An 18719-nucleotide genomic window follows, 5' to 3' on the forward strand; every position below is an offset into this window, starting at 1 on the left:
GAACGTGTCGTCGCCGAGGAAGTTCTGCAGCACGTAGAGGCTGTCGAACAGCGCGCCCCCGTCACTGTGCCCCTGCCCCTGGGCGGCCTGGCGCTGGACGTCGCCGAGCCCGAGGTACTCGTGATCCATCATGGCGATGCGATCGTCCTGCACACGTCGCATGACGTCGGCGGCGCGCTGCGACGGCGACATCGTGACCCGCACCGGGACGGTGTTCAGGAAGACCCCCACGACGGAGTCGATCCCGTCGAGGTCGGTGGGACGTCCGGCGACGGTCGTCCCGAAGACGACGTCGGCGCGGCCGAGGCGGCGCGAGAGCAGCAGGGCGAGAGCGGTACTGATCAGCGCATGCGTCGTGACGCCGGCTCGCCGGGCCGCGGCGCCGAGCTGTTCGGTCTCGGCTTCGGAGAACTCCACGTCGACCCGTCGGGCCAAGACCGGGTCGGTGCCGATCGCGGCCGGGTACAGGATGGAGGGTTCCTCGAGTCCGGCGAAGTACTCCCTCCACGCCTGCGCGGACGCGTCGGTGTCCTGGTCGTCGACCCATCGCAGATAGTCGGTGAAGTCAGCACGGGGGAAGTCCGCGCGAGGGAGATCAGTACGAGGTGCGGCGATCGCGGACGTGGTTCGCCCGACGCGTCGGTCGTAGGCGGCGAAGAAGTCGGTGAGCACCAGCTCGCGGGACCAGCCGTCCCACAGCAGCAGGTGGTAGGTGAACATCAGGCGATCACGGCCGTCGGGCAGATGCACCAGGGTCAGGCGCAGCAGCGGCGGCGCGGTCAGGTCGAACGGGACCGCCCGGTCGGCGTCAGCGATGTCGTCGAGTCGGCTCGGGATCTCCGCCGCCACGACACCGGTCAGATCGATCTCGGTGAGCGGCACCTCGAGGTGATCCACGATGACCGTGACGAGATGGCCGCTCGCCGAGGTGACGAACCCCGATCGCATGGCGCGATGGGTGGCCATCACCTCGCCCATGGCGTCCCGCAGCGCCTGCGCGTCGAGGCGGTTGTCCGACGTTCCGTCATGTCTGTGCAAGTCGAATGCGTTGCACGCGACGTAGACGTCGACATCGGAGCTGGTGGCCTGGAAGTACAGGCCCTCCTGCAGCGGCGACAGCGGCCAGACGTCACCGAGGGCGGTTCCGTACCGCTGGGTCAGGGCGGTGCGATCGTCCTCGGGGAGTGATCGGAGCGTGAAGGTCGACGCCGACTCCGCCGCGGAGTCGAGATCGCCCAGCGCGGCGAGCCAGTCGTCGCCCAGGCGGTCGACGTCGAGGCCGGTGATCCCCTCCTGCGGGTAGGTGAGGTGGATCCGCAGTACGGGACCGTCCGGACCGTCGATGCAGACGGCGTTGATCTCCAGCAGATACGGCGTGCCGAGATCGGCATCCGGCGCGGTGCGCAGCGCCGACGCCTCGGCGGCGGGCAACCAGTCACGTTCGTGCCCTTCGGAGCTGCGACCGAGGTAGTTGAACAGCACCTGGGGTGCCGCTCCCCGGGCGAGCAGACCCGCCGTCCGCGGATTGCAGTAGCGCAGCAGGCCGAAGCCGATGCCCCGGGCACCGACACCGCCGTCGGGCACCCCACGCACCGCGTCGCGGACCGCCCCCACCGACCCGGCGACGTCCGATACCGCCACGGCCGGCAGCCGGATCGGTGCGACGGTGGTGAACCACCCGACCGTGCGGGTGAGGTCCATGCCGTCGAGATCTGTGTCCCGACCGTGTCGTTCGAGGTCGATGAGCAGCTCGCCCGCACCTCCGCGGACACGCGTGACCGCCAGGGCCAGGCTCGTCACCAGCGTCTCGGTGATGTCGGCCTCGTAGGCCACCGGGATCGAGGTCAGCAGCCGTTCGGTGAGCGCGGTGTCGACGGTGATGGTGCGTTCCACGGTCTGGCCGACGGTCAGCCCGAATGGGACGGCACCGCCGGAGAGGTCAGCGCCGGGTTCGACCTGCGCCCGCCAGAACTCGAACTCGCCCAACAGGTCCGGATGTGCGGCGCGCTGGGTGAGCGCGGTGGCGTGGCTGCGCAGAGACGCTGTCGCGGCGGGTGGTTGCGGGCTCCGACCCTGTGCGAGATCGGCCCACGCCGCGGCGAGGTCGTCGAGCAGGATCCGCCAGGACACCCCGTCGACGGCGAGGTGGTGGATCACCAGGATCAGCCGACCGCGCGTCTGCGGTCCGGCGTCGATCCAGGCCGCGGCGAGCATCTGGCCGGCGTCGGGATCGAGCAGATCCGTGAGCTCGTCGGAGTGCTCGGCGATCACCGCGGTCAGGGCGGCGCTGTCGAAGGCCGTTCCGTCGACGGTGCGAAGGATCGGCTTCGGGGATTCGGTGGGTGCGTCGACCTGCGTCGACCACAGCAGCGGGCTGGTGCGGGTCAACCGCAGGCGCAGCGCGTCGTGGCGCCGGACCAGTGCGTCGAGCAGCGCCCGGATCTGCGACTCCTCCGCACCGGCCGGGGTGTAGAGCACCTCGGCCTGGTTCAGCCGGGTGATGGCCCCGCCGAGTTCGTTGAGGCGGTGCACGATCGGGGTCAGCAGGACGTCGCCGTGTCGATCCGGGTCGTCGCTCGCCGCCGCCACGGGCGCGGCTGCACCCGTGGGGGCCAGTCCCCCGGCCTCGACGAGTCGGCGCGCGGTGCGATGGGTGAAGACGTCGCGCGGCGACAGCGTGACGCCCAGCGCCTTGGCGCGGTTGACCAGCGAGATGGCGACGATGCTGTCGCCGCCCAGGCTGAAGAAGTCGTCGTCGGGGCCGACGTGGTCGACGCCCAGCAGGTCGGCGACCACCGCGGCCAGACCGTCGGCGTCGGTCGGGTCGGACGTGGTCGGGGTCGTGGGTGCCGACGCGGAGTCGACCGTCACCGGTTCGACCACCGCCGCGCTGACCACGGCCGTACGGTCGATCTTGCCGTTGACGGTGAGCGGCAGGGCCGCCACCGAGGCCACTCGCGCGGGGATCATATAGGACGGGAGCCGTTCGGCCAGTGCACCTCTCAGGCTCTCGACATCGGGCACCCGACCGACCGCGACCGCGGCCAGCACGCTGCGACCGGTTCGGTCCTCGCCCACCGCGGCAGCGGCGTCGACGATCCCGTCGACCTGCCGCAGCGCGTGTTCGACCTCGCCGAGCTCGATGCGGTAGCCCCGCAGCGCGACCTGCTGGTCGGCCCGGCCCAGGTAGACGAGGTCACCTGCGGTGTCGCGGTAGGCGAGGTCGCCGCTGCGGTACATGCGGGTGCCCGACTCGTGTGCGACGAATCGTGTGGCCGTCAGCGCAGCGCGTCCGGCGTATCCGCGTGCGAGCTGCGTTCCGGACACGTAGATCTCACCGACGAGACCGGCGGGGACCGGCTGCAGGTGGTGGTCGAGAAGCTGGACGTCGAGGCTCGGCAGCGGTGTGCCGATGACACTCGCCCGGCCCGAGCCGGCGTCGTGGTCACCGAGGTCGTGGCCGGTGACGTGCACGCAGGTCTCGGTGATCCCGTACATGTTGATCAGCCGGGCGCCCTCGCACGCCGGTACCCGGTCGAGATCGAGGGCCTCGCCGCCGAAGACAACAGTCTCCAGATCGAGCTCGGCGAATCCCGGCTGATCGACCAGCGGGTAGTAGGCCGACGGCGTCTGACTGAGCAGCGTCACGCGCTCACGGGCGAGCAGGTCGACGAATCGTGCGGGATCGCGGCAGGTCTCGCCGTCGACGACGACCAGTCGGCCGCCGTGGCACAGCGCACCCCACAGTTCCCAGACCGAGAAGTCGAAGGCGATGGAGTGGAACATGGTCCACACCTGGCCGTCGAGCGGCATCCGTGCGGTCGCAGACGCGAAGAGGTCGACCACCGACGCATGCGGCATCTCGACGGCCTTCGGTGCACCGGTGGATCCGGAGGTGTAGATCAGGTACGCCGGGTGTGCGGGAAGCAGCGGGGCCATGCGATCTGCGTCGGTGACCGGGCCGGTCGACGCACTGTCGAGACGAGCTCGGTCGCTGTCACCGTCCAGCAGCACAGTGGTCGTGCCGTCGCCGACAGGCACCGATCCGGCGAGCGTCTGCGACGTGACGAGCACGGCCAGGTCCGCGTCACCGGTGATGTACCGCAGCCGTTCCGACGGCGAATCGGTGTCCAGTGGCACGTACGCGGCGCCGGACTTCACCGCGGCGAGGACCGCGACCACGAGGTCGAGTCCGCGCGGCAGCGCGACACCGACGCGCGACTCCGGTCGGGCACCTGCCTCGATGAGGACGCGGGCCAGCGCATTCGACCGTTCGTCGAGGTCCCGGCGGGTCAACGAGATGTCTGCGAACATGACCGCGGTGGCGTCCGGATCGCGGGCGTCCGCGGTGGCGACGAGGTCGAGCAGTGTCCGGTCAGAGCGGTCGGCCCGCGCCGGCGCCGCAGCGGTCCCCGTGGCGTCGAGGGCAGCGGTGTCCAGAGCAGTGGCGGCGACGCGTCGTTCGGGGTCCTTGGTCCACTGATCGATGACCGCGGCCACGGCACGGGTGAGACCGGTGGCGTACTGCTCGGGCACCAGGGAGCTGTCGTACTTGATCTCCAGCGTCAGCTCGTCGCCGGGGAACGCGACCAGTGACACGGGGTAGTGCGGGGTGTCGGTGCCGGTGAAACCGGTGACCCGCAGCGCATCCGGGCCGGAGGCGTTCTCATCGGGGATGTCCGGGAAGTTCTCGACGACGACCATGGTGTCGAACAACGCCTGATGCCCGGTGAGGCGCGCGATCTCGGTGAGCCCCAGCTGTTGGGCGTCCATGACCTCGAGCTGGAAGGCGGCCACCCCGGCGACCACGTCGGCGAGCGAGTCGGTGCCCCGCCACGACACCGCGAGCGGATTGGTGTTGATGAGCAGTCCGACGACGCCGGTGACGTCGGGATCGGTGCCCGCGCGGCCCGACACGGTGGAGCCGAAGACGACGGAGTCGGTGCCGGTCATGCGGCCGAGGACCAGTCCCCACGCGGCGTGGACGACGGCGCCGACGGTGACACCGCGCGTTCGGGCGGCGGCGGTCAACGCCGCGGTGGCGTCTGCCGGAACCGTGGTCGAGAGGTCACGGTGCCCGGTCTGCGCACCGGTTGCGGTCACCGTCACCGACGGCAGATGCTCCGCGATCGACGTCGGACCGTCGACCGCGGACAGCGCCGCGGTCCAGGCGGCGCGGGCCTCGTCGATGTCACCGCGGTGGACCGCGGCGATGTGATCGGCGAGGTCGACCGTGACCGGCGGGAGGCTGGTGGCCCCGGATCGGTACGCGGACAGCAGGTCCGCGAACATCAGCGGGTACGACCATCCGTCGGCGAGCGCGTGGTGCATCGTCTGCACCAGACGGTGCTCGGTGTCGGTCAGGCTCAGCAGCGCGAAACGGATCGGTGGCGCGGCGTCGAGGTCGAACGGGTGGGTCAGCGCGTCTGCGGCCCACCGGTCGGCGCTCGCGGCGGGGTCGGCGGCCGATCGCAGATCCACGCGCTCGACGTCGACCGTGCGGTGGGATTCGATGCTCGAGTGGGATCCAATGACCTGGACCAGGGCGCCGGACTGCGTCGACGCGAACCGTGCCCGCAGCGCCGCGTGGCGGGCGACGACGGCGTCGATCGCGGCGGCGAACCGGTCGGTGTCGACCTGCCCGGTGATGGCGGCGACCTGTTGGACCACATACGGATCGGTGGCGTCGGTCCCTGCTGCCGCATCACCGACAGACCGGTCCCCGGCGAGCAGCACAGAGTGGAAGTACATACCGCTCTGCAGCGGGAGCAGCGGCAGGATGTCGTCGACCGGCCGACCGGCCGGGGCCAGCGCGGCGATGTCGTCGAAGGTCAGCTCCACCTGGCCGAAGTCCGACGGCGTGTGGCCGCCGATCTCCGCGCGGGCGAGCCCGGTCAACGCCGCCATCCAGCGATTTGCCAGGTCGGAGACCGCGGCCTCGTCGAGGATTCCGGTGGGCCAGGTGATCTCGGCGACGAACCGAGCACTGTCTCCGGTGCCGTCGATACGGGCGTTGATCTCGAGTGCGGCTGCGGGGTTCGCCGGATCGACCCCCTCGTGCAGTTCGCCGATGCCCGGAACCGACGTCCAGTCGGGCACGTCGGTGGTCCCGCCTGTGTTCGACCCATCGGCGGCGTCGAAGCGACCCAGGTAGTTGAACAGGATCTCCGGTGTCGGCAGGTCGACGAGCTCGGGGGCCTCGTCGACGTACCGGAGGATGCCGTAGCCGATGCCCTGTGACGGGGTGGAGCGCACCTGCTCCTTGACCGCCTTGAGCGCGGTGTCGAGGACGGGCGCAGCGCCGAGCACGTCGTCCCAGTCGACGTCGCCGGCATCGACAGCGACGGGGTGGATCGCGGTGAACCAGCCCAGGGTCTCGGCCAGTCCGACGTCATCACCCGCCGCACCGAGGACCTCGGGCCGTCGGCCGTGTCCCTCCAGGTTCACCAGCAGACGGGCGGTCGGGTCCACATCGGGGTGGCGATGCGCACGCCACGCCCGGCTCGCCAGCGACAACCCGGCCAGCAGCACGTCGTCGACGCCGCCGTGGATCGACGACGGCAGTCCTCCCGCCAGCACCGAGGTGACGTCGGCGGGCAGGTCCACGGTGATCGTGCGGGTGGTGGCCGCGATGTCGACGGCCGGGTCGAGCGCGCGGTCGCCGATGGGCGGAGCCGGCTCCAGGGTCGCCGTCCAGTGGTCGATCTCCTCGCGACGGGCTCCGCCGGCGATCGTTGTAGTCAGCAGCTGTGCCCAGCGGCGAAAGGATGTCCCCGCGGACTCGATCCGGGGATCGGTGCCCGCGCGGACCTGGGCCCACGCCTGCGCGAGGTGTTCGACCACGATGCGCCAGGACACGCCGTCGATCACGAGGTGGTGGATCACGAGCAGGAGCTGTCCGCTCCCGGCGGCGGTACCCGGGTGCCAGACCGCGGTGAGCATGATGCCGCCGCGTGCGTCGAGGGCGGCCGCACGCTCGGCGATGGCGCTGTCGAGGCGGCCGGATCCGAAGTCGTTGTCGGACAGGGCGAGACGGTAGCGATCACGCACGGCGACGTCGGTCGGGACCACGAGTTCCCATTCTGCGCCGCCGACGACCTCGGCGCGCAGCAGGTCGTGCCGGGCGACCAGGGCGTCGAGCACCCTGGTCAGCTGCTCATGCGTCATCCCGACCGGGGTCCGCAGCACCATGGACTGATAGAACGCATCGAGCGAGGTCCCGGCCGTACGGGTCTCGGCGAGCATCGGGGTTGCCGGGATGGTGCCCACGCCGACGTCCTGGGTGTCGCCTGCACCGGACACGGTGGTCGCGGCGGCGGCGATCGCGAGGACCGTGCGACGACGGAACACGTCGCGGGAACTGATGCGTAGACCCTTGGCCGCGGCCCGACTCGACAAGGAGATCGAGGAGATGCTGTCGCCGCCCAGGGCGAAGAAGTCGTCGTCGATGCCGACGCGGTCGATGCCCAGGATGGTCTGGCACAGCTCGGCGACGATCTGCTCGCTGTCCGAGCGGGGCTCGCGGGCGTCGGCGCGGGTCGCCGCAACCGGCTCCGGCAGCGACGCGATGTCGAGCTTGCCGTTGACGGTGAGCGGGAGGTCGTCGACGACGCCGTAGCGTGTCGGCACCATGTAGGCGGGTAGGACCTGGGCGAGCCGGTCCCGCACGTCGGAGATCAGGTCGGCCCGCTCACGTTCGGTCCTAGCCCGATCGACCTCGACCGGGATCACGTACGCCACGAGGGTCTTCATGCCCGGGACCGCGGCCTCGGACCGGGCGATGACGGCGCAGCGCGCGACGCCCTCGGTCGTCGCCAGCACACTCTCGATCTCGCCGAGTTCCACGCGGTAGCCACGGATCTTGATCTGGTCGTCACTGCGCCCGAGATAGTCGAGGTTGCCGTCCGGCCGGCGCCGCACGAGGTCGCCGGTGCGGTACATACGCCCACCGGTGGTGAACGGGTCGGCGACCATCGCCGCCGCGGTGAGGTCCGGGCGCCGGTGGTAGCCGCGGGCGAGACCGATTCCGGCGATGAACAGTTCGCCGACCACACCGTCGGGCACCGGTCGCAGCGCGGTGTCGAGGATGTGGCTGCGGGTGTTCCAGATCGCCTGTCCCACCGTGGGGGTGGTGCTGTCGGCCGTACCGGCCCCGAGTGTGTTGATCGTGTACTCGGTCGGACCGTAGAGGTTGTACCCCTCCACGCCGGGCGCATCGAGCAGACGGGACCAGACCGTGTCGGTGACGGCCTCGCCACCGAGCAGCACCAACGCCGGATTGTGCTGATCGGTCTCGAGCAGTCCGGCGTCGATCAGGTGGTGGGCGTAGGTGGGGGTGACGTTGATGACGTCGACGGTGTGCGCACGGCAGTACTCGACGAGTCCGACCGCGTCACGGCGCAGCTCCTCGTCACAGATGTGCACCTCGTGGCCGGCGACCAACCAGAAGAGCTCCTCCCAGGACATGTCGAACGAGAACGACACGGTATGGGCAACCGTTAGAGGCACATCCGCGCCACGGTCGGCACGCGCGACGGTCGGGTCGAAGATCGCCGTCGCGTGGTTGTGGTACATGTTCGTCAGACCGACGTACGGGGTGACGACGCCCTTGGGCGTGCCGGTCGATCCCGAGGTGTAGATCAGGTAGGCCGGGTGGCGCAGGCGATCGGCGCCGGACGCGAAGGCACCCAGCTCGTCGGCGGTCAGGGCATCGGCCGGCGTGTCGGCCATCGCCGCGACCACGTCCGGATCGGCGAGCGCGACGACGTCGCAGCCACGGTCGGCGGCGGCGGTCGTGAGTGCGGTCCCGCCGAGGTCGGTGAGCAGGATCGTGGGTTCGGCGTCGTCGACGATCGCCGCGAGCCGTTCGGTCGGATACTCGCGTTCGAGGGGGAGATACGCTGCGCCGCTGCGCAGCACGGCGAACAGTGCCACGACCATGTCGACCGACCGCGGCAGATCGAGGGCAACGATACGTTCCGGACCGGCCCCGTGGGCCAGCAGCAGACGCGCCATCCGATTGATGCGCGCGTCGAGCTCGGTGTAGGTCACGCGCTGCTGTTCATCGCCGGCCGGCCCGAAGACCAGCGCGACGGTGTCACCGCGTCGTGTCGACTGCTCGGCGAGGAGTTCGGCGACGGTCAGCGGCTCGAAGTCGTGATCTCTCGAAAGCCGGTCGGCCTCGAGAGCCGCCTGCTCGGCCGGGGTCACCAGGGTGAGCGCACCGATGGCGCGGTCGGTGTCGGCGACGATCTGGCCGAGCACGGTCGTCAGTCGCGTCAGCATCGACTGCGCGCGGTCGGTGTCGATCGTGGACGGCCGGTACTCGAGTTTGACGCCCATCGACTCCCCGGGTGTCAGCACCCAGGTCAGCGGGAAGTGGGTGGTGTCGGTGTAGCCGACATCGGTGATGCCCTGTGCGCGTTCGAGATCGGTGAAGGTGTCGTCGTCGAGGAAGTTCTGCAGGACGAACAAAGAGTCGAACAGTGGCGCGTGGCCGGCGATCCGCTGCACCTCGCCGAGACCCACGTGGTCGTGCGGCATCGTCGCCACGCGCTGATCGGCGACGCCCCGGATCACGTCGGCGACGGTCCGTGCGGGCGTCAGGTCGACGCGCGCCGGGACGGTGTTGAGGAACAGACCGATGGTCTCCTCGATCCCGACCAGTTCACCGGGCCGCCCCGCGACCGTTGTGCCGAGCACCACGTCGGAGGTGCCCGCATGGTGTCCGGTGACGACGGCGAGCGCCGTGGTCAGCACGGCGTTGTCGGTGACGCCGAGGCGGTCGGCGGTGGCGTGTACCGCGGCGGTCAGCTCCGCCGATATCTCGGAGAAGATCTGCAGCGGAGCCGAATCCGCGGAATCCTGCGCCGGATTCCCCGCGGCCGCACCCGCCACGAGAGTGGGCTCTGCGAGATCGGCCAGGACCTCGGACCACGTCGCACGCGAGGCGGCCGGGTCGATCTCGTCCAACCATCGGAGGTAGTCGGTGAACGGTGCCGATCGCGTCGGCTCGCCCGACGCATCGGTCCCCGAGCGTGCGGCATCGTAGAGCGCGAACAGGTCCCGCAGCACGAGCTCTCGCGACCAGCCGTCGAACAGCAGGAAATGGTAGGTCAGCAGCATCCGGTCGGTGCCGTCGGGCAGTCGGACGATGCTGAGCCGGATCAGGGGCGGCGCCAGAAGGTCGAACGCCTCGACACGGTCGGCGTCGATGATCGCACCGAGGTCGTCCGCGGTGCGGTCGTCCCTGGTGAGATCGTGGACGGTGATGTCGATCGGCGGATCCCCGGCGATGACGGCGACGAGCGACGTGTCGGACTCCGCGCCGGTGTCGGTGCCGGAATCGGTGTCGAGCGATCGAAAACCTGCTCGCAGCTGCGGGTTACGGTCCAGCAGGCCGGCGAACGCCGTGCGCATGGCCTCGACGTCGAGGCGGTGGTCGACGGTGAACGAGTTCTGCGCGATGTAGGTGGCGGCGTTCGCACCGTCGAGGTCGGCACACTGGACGTAGACACCCTGCTGCAGCGGTGTCATCGCCCAGATGTCCTCGACCTGCGACGGGGAGTCGGCGATCACCGCATCGATCACGTTGCGCGACAACCGGACCGTGCCGAAACGTTCGACCGGATCGCGAGGCGTCGTCCTGGTCTGCCCCACCCGTGCGGCGATGCCGATCGCCGTGCGTCCGCGGAAGACGTCCTCGCCGGTGATGTGGTGGCCGAGGCGGGCGAGGCGTCCGGTGAGTCGGATCGCGGCGATGCTGTCGCCACCGTGGCGGAAGAAGTCGGCGTCGGCCGAGAGCGTCTCGACGCCGAGGACGTCGGCCATCACACCGGTGACGTCCCGCTGGGTGTCGTCGGCGGGGTCGACGAACGCCGTGGCGCCGTGTCCGTCGTGGCCCGAATCGGCGAGGAGGACCGCGAGCGACGCGCGGTCCCGCTTGCCGTTGGGCAACAGCGGGATCGCGTCGACGAACACCACCGCGGACGGGACGAGATGACGCGGCAGCGCATCGGCGAGTCGGGTGCCGACGGCCTTCTGCGTGAGGTCGGGATCGGACACGACGACGGCGGCGCGCAGTTCGGTGATCCCGGCGGACTCGCGTGCGATGACCGCCGCGTCGACGACACCGTCGAGGGCGACGATCGCCGTCTCGACCTCGCGTGGCTCGATGCGGAAGCCGTTGATGGCGATCTGGTCGTCGGTGCGCCCGACGTAGAACACCGCACCGGATGCGTCGACCCAGCCGAGGTCACCGGTCCGGTACAGCCGTGCGCCGCCCACGGCACCGGGCCGCGGATCGGCGACGAACCGCGTCGCGGTCGCGGCGGGGTCAGCGAGGTACCCGCGGGCGAGTTGCACACCACCGACGTGGATCTCGCCGACGACGCCGGACGGCTGTGGGGTCAGATCGTGGCTCAGGACGACGATGTCGGTGCCCGCCACGGCGCGGCCGAGCGCGATGGGCGCGTCGGCGTCGACCGCAGGGTCGGCGATCACGTCGCCTGCGACCTCGGACGATCCGTAGGAGTTGACGACCGCCGCGGTCGGTGTGGCGGTGCGCAGCGCAGCGACGGTCGCGGCGTCGAGAGCCTCGCCGCTGAGGATCCACCGACGGACACCGGAGACCTCGTCGGTGAACTCCTCGGCCAGGACGCGGGCGAGCGAGGGGACCGCGAGTACCTGCTCGACCGCACTCCCGACGCCCGAGTTCCCGGCGATCAGCTGTGCGAGGGACGATCCCTCGCGGCTCTCCCGGTCGTCGGCGAGGACGACGGTGGCGCCGGCGATCAGGGCCCCGAGCAGTTCGGTGGTGCCGTCGATGAAGGACAGCGAACTCTTGGCCAGTCGCACCTGCGCGGGCCAGTCCCGTCCCGCCCAGGCGAGGCGGTTGGCGAGGGCGCCGTGGGTCCCGACGACTCCCCGCGGCGTACCGGTCGACCCGGACGTGAAGATCACCGAGACGGCGTCGGAGCCGATCAGGTCGACCGACGGCAGCGTGGCGTCGGCACCGCTGCCTGCGGTGAGGTCGACGGCGCGGACCGAGCCACCGGCGGCCTCGAGAATCGACCCACCGGTGGCGTCGGCGAGGACACAGACCGGTGCCGCGGCGTCGAGCATGTGGCCGATGCGGGCGGCGGGATAGGTCGGGTCGATCGGCAGATACGCCGCTCCGGTGGCGATGATCGCCCACAGCCCGGCGACGGCCTCGGTGCTGCGCTGCGCCAGCAACCCGACCACGTCACCCCGACCGACGCCGGCGTCGGTCAGCCGCGCCGCGATCGAGGCGGCGGATGCGGCGAGGTCGGCGTAGGTCACCGACTCGTCGCCGACGACCAGAGAGGTCGTGTCGGCGTGGTGCTCCGCGGCGTCGGCGAGAAGACGGTTCACCGTGCGGGTCTCGACGGGCGTCGGGCGGGCCGCGGTCACCGCGGGCTCACCAGGCCCATCGACATCGGCGACCAGTGCGGCGTATTCGTCGATCAGGGTGTCGGCGAACTCGTCGCTGATGACCGAGCGATCGTTGGTGACGGTGATCGCGATGTCGTCGTGCAGCGCGATCATCACCGTCACGGGATAGTGCGGCGCCTCGATGACCCGGACGTCGCCGAAGCGCAGTCCCTCGGTGTCGGCGCCGGGCCGATCGAGGTTCTCGATCACGACGAGGGTGTCGAACAGGTCACCTGCCCCCGCCGACTCCGTCACCCCGGTCAGTTCGTTGATCTCCGACAGCGGGATGTGGTGGTGGTCGATGACACCGAGATCCGCGGCGGCGACGGCCCGGACGGTGTCGGCGACCGACGATCCCCCGCCGTGGCGCACCCGCGTGGGCACGGTGTTGATGAGCAGACCGACGATGTCGTCGACGCCCGGGAGGTCTCCGCCGCGTCCCGAGACAGCGGTACCGAAGACGACATCGGGCCGGCCGGTCAGGCGGCTCACCAGGATTCCCCACAGTGACGTGACCACGGTGCTCGTGGTGACCGACTGTGTGCGCGCGAACTCGCCGACGCGGGTGCGGGCAGCGGCATCGACCGTGCGGCGGCGGCGTCCGTAGCGGTCGTCGCCCGCACCGGTACCCGAACCCGCGACGGGTGAACCGTGACGGATCGGACCGTCGACGTCCGCCACGCGGGTGGGGCCCTCGATACCGTCGAGGTAGTCCGACCACGCGGCACGATCTGCGGGTGCGTCGCGGTCCGACAGCCACCGCAGGTGGGTGTCGAATCGCGCTGCGGGCGCGGCGAATCGCTCGCCGCGGTAGGCGGTGCGCAGGTCGTCCAGGACGATGGGCACCGACCACCCGTCGGCGATGATGTGGTGGACCGTCTGGATCATCGTGTACCCGGTGCCCGCTGTGCCCGGGTGTCCGCGGTGGCGGACCATGGTGAACCGCATGAGCGGCGGGGCGGACAGATCGAAGCGGCGATCGCGGTCCGCACGCGCGGCGCTCTCGACGACATCGGCGCCCGCACCGTCGTCGTCACCGTCGATCCAGCGGACCTCCGGCGCGGGCGTGCGTCCGTGTACGGCGACGGGTGATCCGTCCGCGACGGTGGTGAACCCGGCGCTGAGCCCCTGATGTCGGCGGATGACCTCGGCGGTCGCGGCCTCGAAGCGATCCCGATCGACATCGCCGGCGATCTCCACGATCTGCTGCACGACGTAGGGGTCGTGGGCGTCGGAGAAGGTGGAGTGGAACCAGATCCCCTGCTGCACCGACGTCAACGCGAGGATCGCGGTGAGTCCCGTTGTGGACGAGTCGATCTGACGGACATCGTCGGGGGTGAGGTCGACCAGCGGGAAGTCGGAGACGCTGTGTCCGGCGACATCGTCGTTGTCGGTGATCGCGGTGAGCGTCTGGACCCAGAGGTCGGCCAGACGCGCGATGGCGTCGGCGCCCACCGCAGTGCGCGGCCAGCTGAAGACCGCGGACAGCACGGGACCCGCTGCCGTGTCGGCCGTCTCGGCGTTCACCTCGACCAGGCGCGGGAGCGGCATGGCCGATCCGCGACCTTCCAGGACGGTGGTCTCCGCTTCCGTGATCATCGACCACGGCTGGGAGGTGTCGGTGACCGCGAACCGGCCGAGATAGTTGAACAGCACCTGGGGCGCGACGGCCAGGTCATCCCGGCCGGCGAGGTACCGCAGTGCGCCGTAGCCCAATCCGTGCGACGGCACGGCGCGGAGCTGGTCCTTGACCGAGCGGACCAGCTCGCCGAGCCGGGCTGAGTGCAGATCGGTCTCGGTGACCGAACCGATCGCCAGCAACGCCGGGTAGAGCGTGGTGAACCAGCCGACGGTTCTCGACACGTCGGCGTCGCCGACGAGTTCGCCCTCACGGCCGTGTCCCTCGAGCTCGAGCACCACCTCACCGGCGGTGCCGGCGATCTCCCGCTCGTCGCGCCAGCGCTCGATCGCGATGGCCAGCGCCGCGATCATCGGATCGTCGACCCGCCCGTGGATGGAGTCCGGGACGACGGTGAGCAGACGGGCGGTCACATCCGTCGGGAGCTGCACCCGCAGGCGTGATTCGGTGGCGACGATGTCCACCGCCGGGTCCAGCGGTCGGTCACCGAGCGGCGCGCCGGTGGCCGCGGCCGCCCGCGCCCAGAACTCGATGTCGGGGTCGAACGTGCCGTCGCCGGTTGCCTCGCGCAGGGCGTGGGTCCAGCCGCGGAACGACACCGGGACGTCGTCGACGAGGGGAGACCCGTCGGTCACGAGCCGACGGTGCGCGTCGGCGATGTCCTCGGCGAGGATGCGCAGCGAGATCCCGTCGACCACGATGTGGTGCGCGATCACGAGCAGGCGACGCAGGTCGCGGACCCAGACGACCGAGACCATTCGACCGGCGGAGGGATCGAGCCGGGCCACCGCGGCGTCGACGATCGCCGCGAGGTCCCCCTCGGCGGAGGATTCGACCACCGTCAGCGGCGTCTGCACGTCACCGTCGGCGACCACGAGTTCGGTGGCGAGACCGTCGGTGCGGGCGCGCAACAATTCGTGACGGGCCACGACGGCATCGAGCACGACGGTCAGATCGGATTCGGTGAGGTCGTCGGGGGTCACCAGTGTGATGCCCTGGTAGAAGCCCTCCACCGCGTTGCCCACCTCGTCGAGCCAGGCGGTGATCGGGGTGGCCCCGATCGGACCGGTGGCCTCGATGTCGGTGCGTGGGGTGAGCGACGCGGCGTCACCGAGAGCCGGCGCGAGTGCGCGAACGGTGCGGTGGGCGAACATGTCCCGCGGTCGCAGGGTGTAACCGTGCGACCGCAGTCGGGACACGACCCGGATGGCGACGATGCTGTCGCCACCGAGTGCGAAGAAGTCGGCGTCGATGTCGCCCCAGTCGGGATCGAGGTCGAGCACATCGGCGAACACCGCGCACAGCGCGACCTCACGAGGGGTCACCGGCGGCGCCGAATCTCCCGGACCGGCAGGCGTGTGGGTGTTCTCGGCGGTGCGGCGGGCGAGAGCGACGCGGTCGGCCTTGCCGTTGGTGGTCACCGGCATCCGATCGAGCACGGTGATCTCCGACGGCACCATGTACTCGGGCAACGTCTGCGCCGCCCACCCCAGCAGCTCGTCGGGCCCGACACCCCCCGCCGTCGTGCCCGCGGTGGTGACGTACGCGACGAGGGACGCGCTCGGCTTCTCGCGCACGGTCACGACCGCGGCGTGCACCGACGGGTGATCGGCCAGCGCCGCCTCGATCTCCTCGAGTTCGATGCGCCGTCCGCGGATCTTCACCTGATTGTCGCTGCGTCCCAGGAACTCCAGCGACCCCTCGGGCGTCCACCGGGCGAGGTCGCCGGTGCGGTACATCCGGGCCCCGTCGGTGTCGAACGGGTTGGCCACGAACCGTGAGGCGGTCAACGCAGGTGCGTTGACGTACCCGCGACCGAGGAGGAACCCGGCCGCGTACAGCTCGCCACCGACACCCGGCGGGACCGGCGTGAGGTCCTCGTCGAGGACGTAGAGCTGAGTGTGCGGGTTGGGTGACCCGATCGAGGTGGCGATCCGTTCGGCGACGTCGCGGTAGATCACATGCGAGACACCGATGGTCGCCTCGGCGGGTCCGTAGCCGTGATAGAGCGTCGTGGTCAGCTGTTCACGGAAGCGGCGGAACAGATCCGGGGTGAGGACCTCGCCGCCGCACCACACGTGTCGCAGTCCGGCCAGTGAGGACGCCCCGGGCGCGAGTGCATCGAGCTGCAGCAGCGCGTCCAGCATCGACGACACGAGGTAGACGTAGGTGACACCCTCGGACTCGATGAGGTCGAGCAGGTACTCGGGGTCCTTCTCGCCGTCCGGCTCGGCGACCACGACCCGTCCCCCGGTCACCAGCGGCAACAGGATCTCGTTGATGGCGATGTCGAAGGCCAACGGCGCCTTGAACAACGAGGCGTCGTCGGGTCCGAAGTGCAGGATCTCGTCCCGCTGCCATCGCAGGCGCTCGCAGATCGCCTCGTGGCGGATCATCGCGCCCTTGGGCGTACCGGTCGAGCCGGACGTGAAGATCACGTACGCGAGCCGACTGGTCTCGATGTGGAGGTCGGGGAGTTCGGTGGGCTCGTCGGTGAAGGCCCAGTCGGCCAGCGACACCTCCAGGGTCGGGACCGACCACCCCTCGTCCGACCCTGTCCCCGTGCTCCCGGGCTCGACGAGCACCCGGGTCGCCCGCGAGTCGGTGAGGACCTGCGCACGCCGGGCCGCAGGCCACGACGGGTCGACCGGGACGAACGCACAACCGGCCGCCATGACGGCCAGCACGCCGACCACCATCTCCGCGCCGCGCGGGACGCCGATGGCGATGATGTCCTCGGGTGCGGGTTCCTCCGCGCGCAGCCGGTGCGCGAGTTGCGCCACACGGGCGCCGAGCTCGGCATAGGTCAACCGCAGTTCCCGATATACGAGCGCAACGGTGTCGCCGCCGGCAGCGAACTGCGGGGCGATCATGGCCGGAACGGTGCTCACCGACGGAGGTGCAGACCGATCGTTCCAGGCTTCGAGAAGTTCGGGAACAGAAGTATCGGCCACTCGGTAAGGATAGCCTAGCCTGTCGGCGTCACCGCATCGGTCTCCCATGCACGCCAGAGCTGGGCGTACCGTCCGCTGCCGTTCGCCAACAGCTCGGCGTGCGAGCCGAATTGGATGATCTGCCCGTGCTCCATGACCGCGATGGCATCCGCCGCGGCGGCTTGGGTGAGCCGATGTGCCACAACGAGTGTGGTCCGTCCCTCGGTGGCCGCGAGGGCGGCGTCCTCGAGGTCGCGGGCGCTGGCGCTGCCCGCCTCCGCGGTGGCCTCGTCGAGCACCACGACACGTGGGTCGCCGAGGACGAGACGGGCCAGGGCGATGTGTTGCGCCTGCGCCGCGGTCAGCGTCAGACCGCCCTCGCCGACGCGGGTGTCGACGCCCTCGGGCAGAGCGGTGACCCAGTCCAGTGCGCCCACCGCGTCGACGGCGGCGAGGACCTCGTCTCGCGTGGCGTCGGGCGCCACCAACCGGAGGTCCTCGATCAGGGGCCCGGCGAAGACGTGCACCTCCTGCGTGATCGTCGCGACGTGCGACCGCAGTCGGGTGGGGTCGATGCCACTCACGGGTGCGCCACCGATCGTCACCGAGCCGGAGTCGGGGTCGCGCATACCGGCGATGATCGCCGCCAGCGTGGTCTTGCCCGCACCGGTCGAGCCGACCAGCGCGGTCCGGGTGCCGGCAGGGATCGTCAACGAGACGCCCTGCAGCACCGGGTGATCCGGGTGGTAGGCGAACCGGACGTCGCGGACCTCGACCGTCGCGTCGCGGGGTTCGGCGTCCGCGCGGCCGGACGTCGCGCCGGCGTCCGGCAGCGCGATGTCGACGACGCCGACCAGGCGCGAGAGGCTGGCGCCTGCGGCCTGGACCTCGTCGAAGTTGAACATCAGCATGCCGATGGGGTTGAACAGCCGGTGGAACAGCAGCGCTGCTGCGGTCACCGCGCCGACGGTGACGCCCCCACCGCCGTCGCGGACCAGCAGGAAGCCGACGACGAGGATCGCCGCGAGGCCGATGAACTCGGCTCGGTTGATCCGCCCGACGAAACGGGTGAACTGGGTGAACACCGCGATGGACAGGTCGCGGGCGCGAGCCGAGGCCACGCTGATCTCGTCGCGGTGATGCGCATGCCGCTCGTAGGCGTCGATGGTCTTGATGCCCTGCAGCGACTCCACCATCACCTGTGCGCGTGCCGCGATGGCCATGCGCTCGTCGCGGTACAGCGGCGCCGATCGCGGCAGGTACCACCGCAGCGCGAGGATGTACGCCGGGATGGCAAGGGCCCCGGCCACTCCCAGTCGCCAATCGATCCCCGCCATCCCTACCAGGCTGAGCACGCCCAGGAAGAACGCGTTGATCATCGACGGCACCACCTGCGACACCGCCTTGCCGACCGCACCGACGTCGGCGCCGACGCGCGAGAGCAGGTCACCGCGTCCGGATTCGTCGATGGTGTCGGCGGGCAGGTCCAGTGCACGCCGGAGCACGGATTCGCGGAGGTCGGCCAGGGTCTGTTCGCCGAGCTTCGTCACCAGGTACGTCGACACCCCGGTACCGAGACCACCCAGGAGCGCTGCGACTGCGATGACGACGGCGAGCGGCCACAGGTCGGACGCGTCGGCGCCGTCGCGGACGCGGTCGACCAGCGAGCCGAGCAGGTAGATCGGGATGACCGA

General features: G+C 70.6%; 2 protein-coding genes. Both read right to left on the minus strand.

Going from position 1 to position 18719, the window contains the following annotated elements:
• Positions 1–16965: non-ribosomal peptide synthetase (locus tag JHC79_RS05395; RefSeq protein WP_296389092.1), on the minus strand; the 16965-nt coding region annotated here is incomplete at its 3' end.
• Between the two features lie 95 nt (positions 16966–17060).
• Positions 17061–18719, minus strand: a 1659-nt coding sequence (locus JHC79_RS05400; protein ID WP_296389093.1) for an ABC transporter ATP-binding protein, incomplete at its 5' end; no start/stop codon positions are given.

It is taken from the genome of Williamsia sp. (assembly GCF_016462415.1).
Lineage (GTDB): Bacteria > Actinomycetota > Actinomycetes > Mycobacteriales > Mycobacteriaceae > Williamsia_A.